Below are 14,820 nucleotides of genomic sequence, written 5' to 3'. Positions count from 1 at the left end.
TGCGGGGTGTTTCCCCGAAGGGCTTTACCGAGCGATAGAACGCTCGATAGGCTCCGGGGCGTGGATATCAATGGAGCTAGTGCAATCGTCACGGGTGGCGCGTCCGGCATCGGCGCGGCTGCGGCTCGCCAGCTGGCGGCCAAGGGTGCAAAGGTCATCGTCGCCGACCTGAACGCGGACAAGGGCGAAGAACTCGCCAAGGAGATCGGCGGACAGTTCGTCGCCGTCGACGTGACCTCGACCGAACAGATCGAAGCCGCCGTCAACGCGGCCACCGAACTGGGCCCGCTGCGTGCCCTGGTCAACTCGGCCGGCATCGGCTGGGCGCAGCGCACCATCGGTCGCGACGGTGAGTTCGGGTCGGCCCACAACCTCGACGCCTACAAGAAGGTCATCGCGATCAACCTGATCGGCACCTTCGACTGCATCCGTCTTGCGGCCACCGCCATGAGCCGCAACGAGCCGCTCGACGGCCACGGCGAGCGCGGCGCGATCGTCAACATGGCCAGCGTCGCAGCGTTCGACGGCCAGATCGGCCAGGCGTCGTACTCGTCGTCCAAGGGCGGCGTCGTCGGCATGACCCTCCCGGTCGCGCGCGACCTGGCTGCGGTCGGCATCCGCGTCAACACCATCGCCCCCGGTCTGATCGACACCCCGATCTACGGTGAGGGCGAAGCGGCCGAGGCGTTCAAGGCCAAGCTCGGCGAGTCGGTCCTGTTCCCGCACCGCCTGGGTGCGCCCGACGAGCTCGCTTCGATGGTCGTCGAGCTGGTCACCAACAGCTACATGAACGCGGAGGTCATCCGCGTCGACGGTGGCATCCGGATGCCACCGAAGTAGATCCGGCACCCCACCGGGGTAACCGCGCAGACCCACCACCTGCCCGAGCCGGTGGTGGGTTTGCCGTCTGTTCACCGGTTCTTTCCGTGAAAGAACTTTCATTCGCGCCTCATGAAGGTGTCACGCCGGCACCGCAGAGTGGTCGCCATGAACCTTCCGCACGCGATCGACCGACCTCCGGATCACCCGGGCCCGGTGACGATGTACGCGACGCGCCCACCCGTGCGCACGGTGACGCCGCCACCGCCGCCACGACGCACCCTCCTCGACGCCGTCGGCAGCGCGCTGTCCCCCTGGGCGGCAGCCGGTCTCGTCGTCGTTCTCGGCGCCGGGGCGTTCGTCGGACATGCCGGGTGGACCGGGAAGTTGCCGTTCGACGCCGTCGTCACCCTCCTCGTCTTCCTCGTCGCGGTGTGGGCGTGGATCTTCTCGCCGCTGGATGACACCTATGTCGCGCTGGGTGGCGGTATCGCTCTGGTGGTCTTCGGGATCATCGACGCCAACACCTTCGCGGGCACCCTCGGCTCCGGCGTGATCTGGTTGCTGATCGGTGCTTTCGTGATCGCGGCCGCGGTCACGGCGTCAGGTCTGTCGGCTCGTGTGTCGGCGCGTGTCGTCCGCCGGGCCCGGACGCCTCGTCAGCTGGTCCATCTGACCACCGCGGCCCTGTTGCTGACCACGTTCGCGATCCCGGCGACCTCCGGCCGTGCGGCCCTTGCCCTTCCGATCTTTCTCGCGCTCGCTGCGGTCCTGCGTGACCGACCCCGTCTGGTGCTGTGCCTCGCGCTGGTCTTCCCGATCGTGATCCTCTTCTCGGCGGTGGGATCGCTTCTGGGTGCCGGCGCGCACCTCATCACCGTCGAGATCGTCTCGGCCGCAACCGGTGGCGGTATCGGATTCCTGCACTGGGCGGTCCTCGGCGTCCCCCTGGCCCTCGTGTGGTCGCATCTCGCGGCCGAGACGGCACTGTGGTTGATGACCGATCACGCCGAGCGGGCACGTCCGCTGTGCGTGCCGCCGACCGCTCTCGCGACGACCGGGACGGCGACCTCCGGACCGCTCACGTCTGCACAGCGACGGGTGTCCGTCATTCTCGGACTGGTTGTGGCGCTGTGGTGTTCAGAACCGCTGCACGGTGTCGACCCGGCCGTCGTCGCGGTGCTCGGCGCGCTGGCCGCATCGGCGCCGGCGGTCGGCGCGACGACGCTGGGCGCGGCGCTGAAGACCATCCCGTGGACGCTTCTGTTGTTCATGGCCGCCACCCTCGCGCTGGGGATGGCGCTCAACTCCAGCGGTGCCGCGGGGTGGCTGGCGGATCAGGCTTTCGGGTCCATCGCCGAGACCGGGCCGGCGGCGGCGATGGTGTTCGTCGTCGTCGCGGCGATCGTCTCGCTGCTCGCGCATCTGGTGATCCAATCCCGTTCGGCCCGTTCGGCGGTACTGATCCCGATCATCGTGGTGACCGCCCCGGCCGTCGGGGTCGACCCCGTCGCCGCGGCCTTCCTGTCCACCGCGGCCGCCGGGTTCTGCATCACCCTCACCAGCTCGGCCAAACCGGTCGCCATGTTCGCGGCGAGCGACGACGTCCCCGGTTACGAACCCCGACATCTGCTCACGATGTCGGCGCTGCTCGCGCCGGTGTCGCTGGTGCTGCTCCTCATCTTCGCGTTCTGGGTCTGGCCTTACCTGGGTCTGCCCCTGCTCTCGTCCTGACCGTCGCATCGCCGCGACCGTCCCGAATGTGCCTCCGGTGCGAGTTCCCGTCTCTTCATCAAGACCTTGTCCGATCGATCAACAGGAGTGCCGATGTCCGTCCGAGTTCCGCAACGAATCCTGGTCGCCCCGAGTGGTTTCAAGGAGAGCCTCGACGCCGTGTCGGTGGCGACCGCCATCGCCGCGGGGGTACGGCGCACGCTCCCCGGGGTGCGCGTCGACATCGCACCGATCGCGGACGGCGGGGAGGGAACGGCGCGCATCCTGGCGGCCGCGGGCAACGGGCGCCTCCACGAGCTGACCGTTTGTGGCCCCACCGGTGAGCCGGTGCAGTCGCATTGGGCCGAGGTCGGCGTCGGTCGGAACCGCATCGGCGTCGTCGAGATGGCTGCCGCCGCTGGATTGGCGCTCGTTCCGGCGGGGCAGCGAGATCCCGGTGCCACCACCACTTACGGAGTGGGACAACTGATTGCCGCGGCACTCGACGCGGGGGTGTCGGCGATTCTCGTCGGCTGCGGCGACTCGGGTACATGCGACGGCGGGGCCGGGGCGCTCCAGGCCCTCGGTGCGCGCGTCCTGGACCAGGACGGTCACGAGATCGGGCGTGGCGGAAACGAACTGGCGCGCGCGGCGTCGCTGGACCTCACCGGCCTGCATCCGCGGTTGCGTGAGACCGAGGTGGTGGTCGCGGGCAACTCGCACAACGTCCTCTGCGGACCGAGCGGCGTCGCCCGCGTCTTCGGTCCGCAGAAGGGGGCGACGCCCGCACAGGTCGACTCGCTGTCGGCGGCGCTCGACGTCTGGGCGGACATACTGCAGCGGGATGGGCTGGCCGACATCGACTATCGGCAGGGGGTCGGGTCCGGCGCGTCGGGTGGACTCGGAGCGGGGCTGGCGGCAGCCGGCGGGAAACTGCGGTCGCGGTTCGACGCTCTACTCGATTCCGGGCTGTCCGGCATCGACCTCGATCATCGGATCGGCAAGGCGGATCTGGTGATCACCGCAGAGGGTTCGATCGACTTCCAGACCCCGCGCGGCAAGGTGCCCGCGGAGGTGGCCCGCCGCGCCCAGTTGCGGGGTGTGCCCGTTGTCGCGCTGGCGGGTTCGCTCGGGCACGGTGCGCCCGCCGTCCACGACGTGGGGATCGGGGCGATAGCGTCGATCATCACGGTACCGATGCCGCTGTCGGAGGCGGTCGCCAACGGAGAGAAGCTCCTCGCCGACGCCGCCGAGCGCACCATGCGGATGATCCTCCTCGGCGCCGCGGTCTCCGCCCGGGCCGGGCAGCGGAAGCGGAAGAAGGCGGTCTGATCGCTGCGCAAACCCACCACTTTTCGGCATATCCACCCCCTTCAGACGGGGTGGATATGCCGAAAAGTGGTGGGTTTGCGGGTTCGGCCGCCGGTCCGGTAACGGCACCGGCGCACGGGTAGTCTTCGCGCGTGACCAACTCGCCATACCAGCCGGGGGACCCGCGATTCGGGCCACAACCGCAACCCGGGCAGTACCCGCCGAACGGCGGGTATCCGCCACCGAATCAGCCCTACGGTGCTCCGCCACCGACTCAGGGGCCTTACGGTGCGCCGCAGCCGTACCCGGGTCCGATGCCGGGCGGGATGTACCCGCCCGGGGCGCCGTTCCCGCCGCCACCGAAGAAGAAGCGCACCGGTCTGTGGGTCGCGCTGGGAATCGTCGGGATGCTGCTCTTGATCGTGATCGCCGGTGGCGTGGCGCGGGTGCTGGTGTCGTCGGCGCAGGGAGGTGGGGTCACCGACACCAGTGACGTCGACGCCGGCGAGTGCATCGTCGTGACGGCGGAGCCGGAGACCCTCAAGGCCGACGAGGTGTCCTGCGGCGACACCGACTTCCACTACGTCGTCGCGGAGAAGTCCATCACGCAAGGGCTCTGCGGTCCCAACTACTCGCGCTACTGGGTCGCGGGCGAGGAGGGCGCGCTCTGTCTGGCGCCGGTGTACCAGGAGGGCCGTTGTTACTACATCCCGTCGGCGACCGGTGGTACCGCGCTCGCCGACATTCGTGAGATCGACTGTGGCTCGCCGGTTTCCGGCGGAACGAACATCCGCGTGGACACCAAGGCCGCGGGGGAGCCCGAATGTCCCGACTCGGACGGGACCTACTTCGCGGAGAAACCGCGCGCGGTCGGTTACTGCTTCAGCGTGATCGAGTGACGATGCCGCACCGCGGGGTCTGAGCCGCGATGTGCGCCGACTCGACGCAAAGAAGAACTCCCACCGGCGGATTCGCCGGTGGGAGTTCTCGGTTTGGTCGGGCTCAGAAGGGTCGGGCTCAGAAGGCCGCTTCGTCGAGCTCCATGATGTCATTGTCGATGTTCTCGACGGTGACGCGGACGGAGGTGAGTAGCGGGAGCATGTTCTTCGCGAAGAAGCTCGCCACGGCGACCTTTCCTTCGTAGAAGGACTTGTCGGCGTCGGAGGCCCCGTTGTCGAGAGCGGCGAGGGCGACCTCGGCCTGGCGGAGGAGCAGCCAGCCGATGAGCAGGTCGCCGACGGCCATCAGGAAGCGGACCGAACCGAGTCCGACCTTGTACAGCTCGGTCGAGTTCTCCTGTGCCGCCATCAGATCGTTGGTCAGCGAGGCAGCCATCGCCTGCACGTCGTCGAGCGCCGTCTTCAGCAGTGCCCGCTCGGTCTTCAGCCGGCCGTTGCCCGCCTCGGAGTCGATGAAGCTCTGGATCTGTCCGGCGACGTGCGCGAGAGCCTGGCCCTTGTCGCGGATGATCTTGCGGAAGAAGAAGTCCTGGGCCTGGATCGCCGTGGTGCCCTCGTACAGCGAGTCGATCTTCGAGTCACGGATGTACTGCTCGATCGGGTAGTCCTGGAGGAATCCCGACCCGCCGAGCGTCTGCAGCGACTCGTGACCGAGGGTGCCGTAGGCGCGCTCGGAGCCGACGCCCTTGACGATCGGGAGCAGTAGATCGTTCACGCGGTGGGCCATGTCGGGATCGGCGCCGGACACGATCTTCGCGGCGGCGGTGTCCTGGTGCGACGCGGTGTAGAGGTAGATCGCGCGCAGACCTTCGGCGTAGGCCTTCTGGGTCATCAGCGAACGACGCACATCGGGGTGGTGGGTGATCGACACGCGCGGTGCGGCCTTGTCGGTCATCTGGGTCATGTCCGCACCCTGGATGCGCTCCTTGGCGTACTCGAGCGCGTTCAGGTAACCGGTCGACAGGGTCGAGATGGCCTTGGTGCCCACCATCATTCGCGCGTGCTCGATGACCTCGAACATCTGCGCGATGCCCTTGTGGACGTCGCCGACGAGCCAGCCCTTGGCGGGGGTGCCGTGCTGTCCGAAGGTGACCTCACAAGTGGCCGACGCCTTGATGCCCATCTTGTGCTCGACGTTGGTGACGAAGACGCCGTTGCGCTCGCCGAGTTCGCCGGTCTCGAAGTCGAAGTGGTACTTGGGCACGAAGAACAGCGACAGACCCTTGGTGCCCGGGCCGGCGCCCTCGGGGCGGGCGAGCACCAGGTGGAAGATGTTCTCGGTCATGTCCTGATCGGCCGAGGTGATGAATCGCTTCACACCGTCGATGTGCCAGGAACCGTCTTCCTGCTGCACGGCCTTGGTGCGTCCGGCACCCACGTCGGAACCGGCGTCGGGCTCGGTCAGCACCATGGTGGCGCCCCAGCCGCGCTCGGAGCAGATGGCGGCCCACTTCTTCTGCTCGTCGGTGCCGTTGTTGTAGAAGATGTTCGCGAAGCCCGCGCCGGCGGCGTACATGAACACGGGCGGGTTGGCGCCGAGGATCATCTCGCCGATGGCCCAGTACAGCGAGCGCGGGGCCGGCAGGCCGCCGAGCTCCTCGGCGACACCGATCTTGTCCCAGCCGCCCTCGACCAGGGCGTTGTACGACTTCTTGAACGACTCGGGGATCGTGACGGTGTGCTCGTCGGGGTCGAAGACCGGGGGATTGCGGTCGGCGTCCACGAAGGACTCGGCGATCGGGCCCTCGGCCAGCGCACGGACCTCGCGCAGCATGTCGACGGCGGTCTCGTGGTCGAGGTCCCCGAAGTCGCCGGACTCCAGTACCTTGTCGAGCTCGAACAGTTCGAAGAGATTGAACTGCAGGTCGCGCATGTTGCTCTTGTAATGGCCCATGGTTGTTCCTTGTCTGGTGTGGCCGTCTGCGATGGCGTCCTCGACCCGGTCCGATCGCTCACGGTTGTGCGCGTACCGGCCGGATGAGGGGGCTGTTCGGTCCGAGCTATGTTACTCGCCGGTAACCCTAGAGTAGCCCCATATCCCCGCCGGATCAATCAGAAGATGTGTGATCTGCGCCGGTTGGCGCACCCGGAGCGCCGAGAAATCCGCAACGCCGGCGCAGGAACCGCGAGTGCGTTCCAATGAACGAATGCGCAGACTGGTGATCGGACCCGCACGTGTCGGTGCGACAGGTTTCGTGAGCGTGGTGATCTCGATCGTCGCCCTGGCCGCCGGACTCCTGGTGGCTGTCGCCCCGGCAGACGCCGCGGCGACGCCCTCGTGGGACGGCGTGTATTCGTTGAAGCGGTTCGCCGCCTCGAAGACGGGAACGAGCCTGGCGGCCCGGCAGGCGGAGCCGGACTTCTCCGACGACTACACCTTCAGGACATCGTGCGACGGCGGTACGTGCGTGGCGACGGTGATCGACGGGCCGAAACCCGCGAATCCGACGCTGCCGCAGCCGCCGCGTTACACCTGGGAGGCAGGATCCTGGGTGCATCGTTATGACTGGGAATGGGACTGCTGGCAGGGCGCGGGGGTGCCGAAGGTGTGGCGCCCGGCGACGTCGATCGCGACCTACACCCCGCAGGGCGACGGCACGCTGAAGGGCGTGTGGCGGACCACGATCGACGGCGGGCCCTGCGACGGGACGGTCGTCATGAACGTCGCCGCATACCCGGTGACTCCGCCGGCGCCCGCCTGGAATCTGTCGTGATCGACGTCTTATAGCGCCGAGCGCAGGTACTCGAGGTCATCGGGTATGCCGTCGCCGGGCGTCTCCAGGATGACCGGTGCGCCCGCCGCCTCGGCGACGGCGACGAGCACCTCGGGGTCGATGTGGCCCGACGCGAGGTTGGCGTGACGGTCGCGGCCCGAGTCGAACTCGTCGCGAGAGTTGTTCAGGTGCACGAGATCGATCCGGCCGGTGATCTGACGAACGCGCTCGACGAGTCCGACGAGATCCTCGCCGCCGGCCCAGGCGTGGCATGTGTCGAGGCAGAAGCCGGCCTGGTCGAAGTCGCCGACGGCCTCCCACAGACGGTCGATGGACTCGAGCGTGCGTGCCATCGCGTGATCGCCGCCCGCGGTGTTCTCGATGAGGATCGGGACGCCGAAGCCGCCCTTGTCGGCCTGGCGGTCGAACAGCTTGCGCCAGTTGGCGAATCCCTCGGCGCTGTCCTCCCCGTCGCGCAGATGCCCGCCGTGGACGACGAGCCCGAAGGCGCCGAGTTCGGCGGCGGCCGCGGCCTGCTGCTCGACGGCCTTGCGCGACGGCATCCGCAGCCGGTTGTTCAGGCTGGCGACGTTGATCTGGTAGCTCGAGTGCACGACGACGTCGATGTCGGACTCACGGAACTCCGCCGCGCGCGGGTTCGGCTGCGGCTTCTTCCAGCTCTGAGGATCCGTGACGAACATCTGGAAGACATCGATCCCGAGCTCGGCGGCAGTGGCCAAGGGGTCGGCGTCCTCGCGAAGATGGGCTCCGATGCGCATGTGACAACGATAGTGGCCCGCCCCGACACGCCGACGCCCCCGTCGTCGTCGATCAGTGGGACACGCCGGGTCGGAGGCCGCCTTCGTCCAACCGGCTCTCCGCGGCGACGGGAGATCAGTCGCCCAGACAGGGCTCGGTCTCGATGGTGATCGGGACCCCGGGTGCGATGAGGAGTCGGCACGGTGCCGCGCTGTCGTGATAGAGGTTCAGCCACTCGTGACCGCGGGTTCCGTCGGCGTACACCGCGTCGAGGGTGCGGTTGAGACGGGCCTCCGCCTCCTTGTTGATGATGTAGCGCTGGTCGCCGTAGCGCAGGTAGCGATTGGGCACCGAGACCTCCTTCAGGGGATCGACGCCCTCCAGTGTGATCCACAACACCCTGATCGGCGAGGCGTCCGGCGAAAACCGCTGGCGGAGACCGTTCGCCCCGGGTTGCGGCATCGGAAATGCTCAAATCCGACATGCCTGGCCGTCGGCTTGGCTCGCGAACAACAGATGACCATTACACTGACGGCAGTTTAAGTGGGTGGTTGCCCTGCGGGGTGTGACGGGCGGGGTTGTGTCGGGTGAGTGTCGACGAGACGGTGGGCGTCCCGCAGCCGGGCAGATCCTCCAAGCGCAACGAGCGCGAGAGCACCGAGACGACCACCTCCGACACCAAGGACTCCGTGGTGGCCACCGGTCGTGAGGACACCGACCGCGACGACACCGGACGCGCGGGTGTGGAACCGATCCTCGACGACCTTGCCGCCGCCGCCGAGATGGAAGCCGATCCCGAGAGCCGTCGCGATCTGACGATGGTCCGGCGCATCGCGATCGGCGCCTGGATCGTGCTGATGGCGGTGCACGTCGCCCTCTACGGTCTGGCCTTCGACCGCACGCGCCTGATCATCCTGATGTGTCTGGGACTCGCGGCCGCCTGTATCGGCCGGCGCAAGTTCATCACGATCCTCATCGACTGGGCGCCGTTCGCGCTGATCCTGATCCTCTACGACTGGACCCGGGACGTCGCGCGCATCGTCGACATGCCCACCCACTGGCATCTGGCGATCGATTTCGACGCTTGGCTGACCGGCGGGGTCAATCCCACGGCCTGGCTGCAGGAGCACCTCAAGCAGGCGAGTCCGCCCTGGTGGGAGGTCATCGTCAGCATCGTCTACATGTCGTACTTCATCATCCCGTACGCGGTCGCGGCCGTGTTGTGGCTGAAGGACCGCGCCGCCTGGCGACGCTACGCGGCGTGTTTCGTGGCGACGACCTTCCTCGCCCTGGTCGGGTACACCCTCGTCCCGGGCGCCCCGCCGTGGGCCGCCGCGCGATGCACCGCGGCCGAGGTCCAGGACTTCCCGCGCGACCCGATCTGCATGTACTCGCCTGAGGCCAAGGAACCCGGCGGTCTGCTCGGGCCGCTGGACAACGAGTACCCGGACGCCAACCCCTACGTCGAACGGATCTCGGCTCGCGGTTGGGGTTACCTCAACATCCACGCGGCGTCGAACCTCGTCGAGGTCGGGCAGGGCAAGTCCAACCTGGTCGCCGCGATCCCGTCGCTGCACGCGGGTCTGACGATGCTCCTCGCGCTCTTCATGTGGCCGCGGGTGAAGGCGCTCGGCAAGACACTGTTCATGGGCTACGCCCTCGCTATGGCGTTCGCCCTGGTGTACACCGCCGAGCATTACATCTTCGACATCGTGCTCGGGTGGCTGCTGGCCGCCGCGGTGATCGCGACCTACCAGATCATCGACCGCAAGATCTTGCTCCCGCGACAACGACGCCGAGCCGCCGAGGAAGCAGCGGCGGATTCGGGAGACGATCGGCGTCCCGACGACGCCAGGGCGTCGACGACGGCATCCTGATCTCGTAACCTGGCACCGTGAGCAGCCGCCGCAGAACCGGTCGTGGCGCCGTCGTCTGGCGCCGCGCACTCGTTCTCGTACTCGCTCTCGCCGTGATGCTCATGCACACGGTGGTGTCGGGTCATGGCGGGCCTTCCGGTGGCGAGAGCGGGATGTCGCACCATGCCGAGCATTCGACGCTCTCCGCATCGTCGACGCTGACGTCCGCCCCGGAGATGACCGGAACCGACGACTGCGGTGAGCACTCGCACGACTGCGTCTTCATCCGTGCGGCGGGCGTCGATCTCCCGGCCGTGGTTCTCGTTCTCCTGCTCTGGTCGCTTGCGGCGCTTCCGCGGATCGTCGACACCGCTCGCCGCCGTACGACGATCCTGGGTCGTCCGCCGCCGTGGGCCATGTACTCCCATCTGCAACTACAGGTGATCCGCTGCTGAGTTGACCTCCGCGGACCGCTCGGTCCGTCGTGTCGTCATCTCTCCTCCCTCTCGGCCGGCGTCGCGCCCGCCGGGAACTCCGACAGCAGCAAGGAATGCACTCATGTACGTACACAACACATCTCGGCGCCGTATTCGGACGGCGTCAGGGGTCGGCCTGGCCGCGGCGGCACTCATCGCGGTCGCCGGTTGCTCACCCGACGAAACGGCGAGCGACGCCACCTCCGCCAACACCTCGGCATCGGTGGCGACGCAAGCTCCGGCGTCGGCCACTCACAACGAGGCCGACGTCGAATTCACCTCGACGATGATCGGACACCATGACCAGGCCGTGGAGATGGCCGAACTCGTCGAGGGCCGGACGGACAATGCGGAGCTGATCGCCCTCGCGTCGACGATCGAGAAGGCCCAGGACGCCGAGATCGAGCAGATGGAGAACCGTCTGGAGAGTTGGGGAGTCAGTACCGACGGCCTCGACGACGGCCACGAGAACATGGGCCACGGTGGTCACTCCGCGATGCCGGGCATGCTCAGCCCAGACCAGATGACCGCCTTGCGGGACGCACGCGGTCCCGAGTTCGACCGGCTCTGGCTCGAGGGCATGATCCGGCACCACGAGGGCGCCATCGCGATGGCCGATGCGGTACTCGCCGACGGCGTCGACCCCGCGACGAAAACCCTTGCCCTAGAGGTCAAGCGGACCCAGCAGGCCGAGATCGACCAGATGAAGGGCATGCTCGGCCAGAGCTGAGCACCAACAGACGCGCCGGGGCGGTTGGGTCCGGAAACGGACGTCAACCGCCCCGACGTGTCGGAGGGTCACCTACGACAGGTGCAGGACGAGTTTTCGTAGCGATTTTGAGTTAGGACCGTAACTGTCCTAACTCGACGACACACTCGGATCATGAGTGAAACCGAATCGACAGCAGGACAACCCGATCAGACCAATATCACCGACTACGACGATCCGAATGCGCCGTGGAACCAGGCGTGGGATCAAGAGGATGGCATCGCCAACTGGAACGATGATGTGATCAAGGAGTTTCGGGAGAACGCGGGCAAGGTGGGCGGCGCTTACGCGGGCGCGGACCTCATCCTGCTCACCACCACCGGGGCCAAGAGCGGAAAGCCGCACACGGTTCCACTGGGGCCCTGTTACCGCGACGACACCATGTACGTGAGCTCGTTCATCGAGGACAAGTACCCGGCATGGTGGTACAACATCAGGGCGAATCCACAGGTCATGATCGAGTTCCGAAACAATACGCATCAGGGGACCGGCAAGGTGCTCGAAGGCGAGGACTACGACGAGTTCGCAGCCTGGGTGCTGGCCAACAACCCACTGCTGGCGGACTTCCAGTCCAAGGTCGACCGCCCCATCCCGCTGGTCGTGCTCACCATCGCCGCCAGTTGATCATCGGCAGCCTCGGGGCAATCGCCCCGAGGCAGTGGTCGAGATCAGCCGCGCCGCAGCGGCAGACGCATGAGGTACACCTGATAGCCGATGGAGACCGAGTAGGTGAAGTAGAGGGTGCTGCCCTTCGACCACGGGTGGATGTACGGCGCGTAACCCGTGTACGGGTCCACCGAAGGTGCGACGATCTCACCAGAAGTCCATGGGCCCCAGGGGTTGTCGGCGGTGCGCAGCGTCACGCCGACGTCCTGGCTCGCCAACGAGATGTACTTGCCCAGATAGTCGTTCCACTGGACCGACATCTCGCCCGTCGGGGCGCCCATCACCGGGGTGGCGGCGTCGGGGTTGTTCGGAACCCAACGGCCGTACGAGAAGTACTGCCACTTGCCGAGATTCTCGATGTCCTTCTCGTCGACGCGCGCGAGGTAGACACCGCCCCAGCGGCCGTCGGGTGTGCCGTAGTAGTAGACGGTCTTGCCGACCTTCAGGAAGGCGCCCATCTGGAACTTCTTGTTGCCGCCGCCATTGGGGCGGAACGCACCGACCGAGCGCCAGTTCTCGCCGTTGTCGGTGGAGGAGACGAGGCCCGCCCAGTTGGTGGTCCAGATGCCGGGCGAATCCCACCGTTTGACCGACATCACGGTCATGTACTGCTTGCCGTTGGCGGCCACGCCGGCGGTCGGGATGATCGTGATCTCGCGGCGGACGTTCGGCTTGAGCAGGCGCTTGGCATGACCCGGCCGGCCGGCGTGCGAGGTGAACGTCATGCCGTCGGCCAGGTGGCGGTCCGTGCTGCGCAGCAGGACGTTGGACCGCCAGTAGTAGAGCTCGCCGTACAGGAGGGACCACCCGTTGAACGACTGGGTGTCACCGAACGCCGTGAGGATCTCACCTCGGCCGTTGTCCCACATGACACCGAGATCGGTACCGACAATGTTGAACCGTCCGATGGTGTCGTTCATCGCGAACGGCCCCGTCAATCGGTTGACGATGGTCGCCGGACCGTTGGCGTAGCGGGCGGCGTGGGCGGGGGAGGCGGCCAGGGTCGTCGTCAGGGCCAGAGCGAGCAAGGTGACGACAAGACCCAGGAAAAGCCGTGCGAGGCGCCGTGTCATGGCCGTGACCTTATCAAGACCTGAGAGATATGTGTGAGGTCCGCTACGGTGCCCGACCACCGCGAACAGTCGTGTCGAACTCAGGCTTCGCGATAGCGCTCCGAGGTGTCCACGGTGGTGAAGTCGATCTGCGCGGCGGCATTGTTCACCGCGGTCACGAGCGCGGTCCCGAACATGCCGTCGGCGTCGTAGAGTCCCGCGTTGCTGACCGAGACGCCGTCGTCCTCGATGTGGACGTCGGCCTCGACCCCGACCCGCTCACCCGACGGCAGACGGCTCAGGGCGACGGTCAGATCGCAGTTGATGAAACCGATGCCGGTGCTGCCCCAGTTCGACACCAGGCTCGCGGACTCGGCGCTGACGACCGCCCGCTGGAACGGGGTGAGCTTCTCGCCCGCCACGATGGGTGCGGCCCGCGACCACATCCGTTTGCGGTGCCCGTTCTGGTGATTGCCCATGTCGCGCTCCCATTCGCCGACGGCGTCGTCCGCGGCATCGGAGGCGAACCGGGGGGACAGGTCGTCGTCGGAGGCGATCTCGGGTGGGTGGAAGGTGACCGCGTCCGCGGGGCGATGCCACCGCTGCCCGGGCGGGTTGGTCGAGGTGCGCAGGAACACCGTCGTGCCGCGCGCGACGACCACCTCATCCGCACCTTCGGGGTGTTGGAGCACGTCGACGTCGACGACCCGGATTCGTCCGCCCGATCGGACGATTCGGACCCGGGTCGAGGTGACGATGTCGCGCGCGGCCTTGAAGAGGTCGATGGTGCACCGGGCGGGTACGAACTCATCGTCACCGAACTCGGTCTCGACCGCCCGCGCGGCGAGGCCGCACACCGCCGGACCGTTCAGGGTGCCGGGCGCCCACAGGCTGGCGGCGAAGGGTGTCGGCCGGTATCGGAGACCGGCGCCGGGCCGGCCGGTGTCGGAGATCGGCTCGAAGAACGCGATGTTGGTCATCGTTACTTGTTACCCCGCTGTTCATCCGCGTCGGCGATGCGGTCGGGTTTGTGCCGCTCCTGAGCGAATAGCGCGCCGGATCCTGCTGTGCCGGATAACCTCCCACCATGACTTTCGCCACGGTGTACACCAAGCACTTCCCCGACGAACTGGTCGGTGCCGTCCGCACGGCACTCATCATCACGTCGATCGTCGGCATCGTGATCGGGGTCATCGCGATCCTGTGGCCGGGGCCGACCATCGTCGTCCTCGCCATCCTGTTCGCGATCTCGCTGATCATCGCCGGCATCTTCCGCATCTATCAGGCCTTCGCGGCGTCGTTCCTGAGCACCGGGGTCCGGGTGATGCTCGGCATCGTCGGCGCGATCGTGCTGCTGGCCGGCGTGATCGCGCTGTTCAGTCCCGGCGACGCCGTGTGGCTGCTGGCCGTGTTCATCGGCATCGGCTGGATCTTCCAGGGAGTCGCCGACCTGTACGCCGCGATCACCAAGTCCGGGCACGCACCCACCTGGTTCCTGATCCTCTCCGGCATCATCGCGATCATCGCGGGCATCGTGATGATGGTGTTGCCCGCGTTCTCGCTCGAGGTGCTGGCCTGGGTCGGCGGCATCATGCTCGTCGCGCTGTCGATCGCCACGCTGCTCACGCTGCCCAAGAAGGTCGAGCAGCCGGCCACCGGGGAGCCCGCGGTCTGACAGGTGGCCTCGACCCCTTCTGCCGGTTGAGCTTGTCGAAACCCCTCGCTG

15 protein-coding genes are annotated in these 14,820 nt (G+C 67.3%); 10 read left to right on the top strand and 5 right to left on the bottom strand.

The window, feature by feature from the left end; translation table 11 throughout:
• Positions 1–60 precede the first annotated feature (60 nt).
• The 4 genes from QAD21_RS21760 (at position 61) to QAD21_RS21745 (ending at position 4,742) form a co-directional block, all read left to right on the top strand.
• On the top strand, positions 61–840 hold the full coding sequence (locus tag QAD21_RS21760) for an SDR family NAD(P)-dependent oxidoreductase (RefSeq protein ID WP_058252218.1): 780 nt from the start codon (positions 61–63) through the stop codon (positions 838–840).
• A 147-nt stretch (positions 841–987) separates the two neighbouring features.
• Positions 988–2,553: an SLC13 family permease gene (locus QAD21_RS21755; RefSeq protein WP_068970535.1), complete on the top strand. Its 1,566-nt coding sequence runs from the start codon at positions 988–990 to the stop codon at positions 2,551–2,553.
• Between the two features lie 93 nt (positions 2,554–2,646).
• Entirely contained in the window at positions 2,647–3,864 is a 1,218-nt protein-coding gene (locus tag QAD21_RS21750) for a glycerate kinase (protein ID WP_280360247.1), read from the top strand.
• Positions 3,865–3,995: 131 nt separating this feature from the next.
• Positions 3,996–4,742, top strand: coding sequence for a hypothetical protein (locus tag QAD21_RS21745; RefSeq protein WP_223258934.1), 747 nt, complete (start codon positions 3,996–3,998; stop codon positions 4,740–4,742).
• A gap of 118 nt (positions 4,743–4,860) precedes the next feature.
• Here the strand turns inward: QAD21_RS21745 and QAD21_RS21740 are convergent, their stop codons facing one another.
• Positions 4,861–6,696 (bottom strand): acyl-CoA dehydrogenase, encoded by a 1,836-nt coding sequence (locus QAD21_RS21740; protein ID WP_280360246.1) that lies wholly within the window; start codon positions 6,694–6,696, stop codon positions 4,861–4,863.
• 253 nt (positions 6,697–6,949) lie between these two features.
• On the opposite strand from QAD21_RS21740, the gene QAD21_RS21735 reads away from it, so the two are divergent.
• Positions 6,950–7,516, top strand: a complete 567-nt coding sequence (locus QAD21_RS21735) for a hypothetical protein (protein WP_165629459.1) — start codon at positions 6,950–6,952, stop codon at positions 7,514–7,516.
• Positions 7,517–7,524: 8 nt separating this feature from the next.
• Here the strand turns inward: QAD21_RS21735 and QAD21_RS21730 are convergent, their stop codons facing one another.
• On the bottom strand, positions 7,525–8,295 hold the full coding sequence (locus QAD21_RS21730; protein WP_068971224.1) for a deoxyribonuclease IV: 771 nt from the start codon (positions 8,293–8,295) through the stop codon (positions 7,525–7,527).
• 115 nt (positions 8,296–8,410) lie between these two features.
• Positions 8,411–8,626 carry a hypothetical protein gene (locus tag QAD21_RS21725; protein WP_058252309.1) on the bottom strand — a complete coding sequence of 72 codons (216 nt, stop codon included), beginning with the start codon at positions 8,624–8,626 and terminating at the stop codon, positions 8,411–8,413.
• Between the two features lie 254 nt (positions 8,627–8,880).
• On the opposite strand from QAD21_RS21725, the gene QAD21_RS21720 reads away from it, so the two are divergent.
• The 4 genes from QAD21_RS21720 (at position 8,881) to QAD21_RS21705 (ending at position 12,000) form a co-directional block, all read left to right on the top strand.
• Positions 8,881–10,152 (top strand): phosphatase PAP2 family protein, encoded by a 1,272-nt coding sequence (locus tag QAD21_RS21720; RefSeq protein ID WP_137809695.1) that lies wholly within the window; start codon positions 8,881–8,883, stop codon positions 10,150–10,152.
• Positions 10,153–10,169: 17 nt separating this feature from the next.
• Entirely contained in the window at positions 10,170–10,586 is a 417-nt protein-coding gene (locus tag QAD21_RS21715; RefSeq protein WP_159371592.1) for a hypothetical protein, read from the top strand.
• A gap of 103 nt (positions 10,587–10,689) precedes the next feature.
• A complete protein-coding gene (locus QAD21_RS21710) occupies positions 10,690–11,337 on the top strand; it encodes a DUF305 domain-containing protein (RefSeq protein WP_159371591.1) in 648 nt (215 codons plus the stop codon).
• Between the two features lie 153 nt (positions 11,338–11,490).
• Positions 11,491–12,000: a nitroreductase/quinone reductase family protein gene (locus QAD21_RS21705; RefSeq protein WP_159371590.1), complete on the top strand. Its 510-nt coding sequence runs from the start codon at positions 11,491–11,493 to the stop codon at positions 11,998–12,000.
• A 44-nt stretch (positions 12,001–12,044) separates the two neighbouring features.
• Here QAD21_RS21705 and QAD21_RS21700 read toward each other — a convergent pair whose 3' ends face one another.
• On the bottom strand, positions 12,045–13,115 hold the full coding sequence (locus QAD21_RS21700) for a DUF4185 domain-containing protein (protein WP_058252206.1): 1,071 nt from the start codon (positions 13,113–13,115) through the stop codon (positions 12,045–12,047).
• An 80-nt stretch (positions 13,116–13,195) separates the two neighbouring features.
• On the bottom strand, positions 13,196–14,074 hold the full coding sequence (locus tag QAD21_RS21695; protein WP_159371589.1) for an acyl-CoA thioesterase domain-containing protein: 879 nt from the start codon (positions 14,072–14,074) through the stop codon (positions 13,196–13,198).
• A gap of 107 nt (positions 14,075–14,181) precedes the next feature.
• Between QAD21_RS21695 and QAD21_RS21690 the strand changes: the two genes are divergently transcribed.
• A complete protein-coding gene (locus QAD21_RS21690; protein WP_068971230.1) occupies positions 14,182–14,769 on the top strand; it encodes a DUF308 domain-containing protein in 588 nt (195 codons plus the stop codon).
• The last annotated feature ends 51 nt before the right edge of the window (positions 14,770–14,820 follow it).

The organism is Gordonia sp. SMJS1 (assembly GCF_029866425.1).
GTDB classification, from domain to species: domain Bacteria; phylum Actinomycetota; class Actinomycetes; order Mycobacteriales; family Mycobacteriaceae; genus Gordonia; species Gordonia hongkongensis.
The sequence above is the reverse complement of the archived record's forward strand: the minus strand, read 5'-3'. Positions and strand labels throughout refer to the sequence as shown.

Bases quoted from the DNA above. Each gene is read 5' to 3' on its own strand.
- QAD21_RS21755 (WP_068970535.1), top strand. From the start codon at position 988: ATGAACCTTCCGCACGCGATCGACCGACCTCCGGATCACCCGGGCCCG.
- QAD21_RS21750 (WP_280360247.1), top strand. From the start codon at position 2,647: ATGTCCGTCCGAGTTCCGCAACGAATCCTGGTCGCCCCGAGTGGTTTC.
- QAD21_RS21740 (WP_280360246.1), bottom strand. From the start codon at position 6,696: ATGGGCCATTACAAGAGCAACATGCGCGACCTGCAGTTCAATCTCTTC.
- QAD21_RS21735 (WP_165629459.1), top strand. From the start codon at position 6,950: ATGCGCAGACTGGTGATCGGACCCGCACGTGTCGGTGCGACAGGTTTC.
- QAD21_RS21730 (WP_068971224.1), bottom strand. From the start codon at position 8,295: ATGCGCATCGGAGCCCATCTTCGCGAGGACGCCGACCCCTTGGCCACT.
- QAD21_RS21710 (WP_159371591.1), top strand. From the start codon at position 10,690: ATGTACGTACACAACACATCTCGGCGCCGTATTCGGACGGCGTCAGGG.
- QAD21_RS21705 (WP_159371590.1), top strand. From the start codon at position 11,491: ATGAGTGAAACCGAATCGACAGCAGGACAACCCGATCAGACCAATATC.
- QAD21_RS21700 (WP_058252206.1), bottom strand. From the start codon at position 13,115: ATGACACGGCGCCTCGCACGGCTTTTCCTGGGTCTTGTCGTCACCTTG.
- QAD21_RS21695 (WP_159371589.1), bottom strand. From the start codon at position 14,074: ATGACCAACATCGCGTTCTTCGAGCCGATCTCCGACACCGGCCGGCCC.
- QAD21_RS21690 (WP_068971230.1), top strand. From the start codon at position 14,182: ATGACTTTCGCCACGGTGTACACCAAGCACTTCCCCGACGAACTGGTC.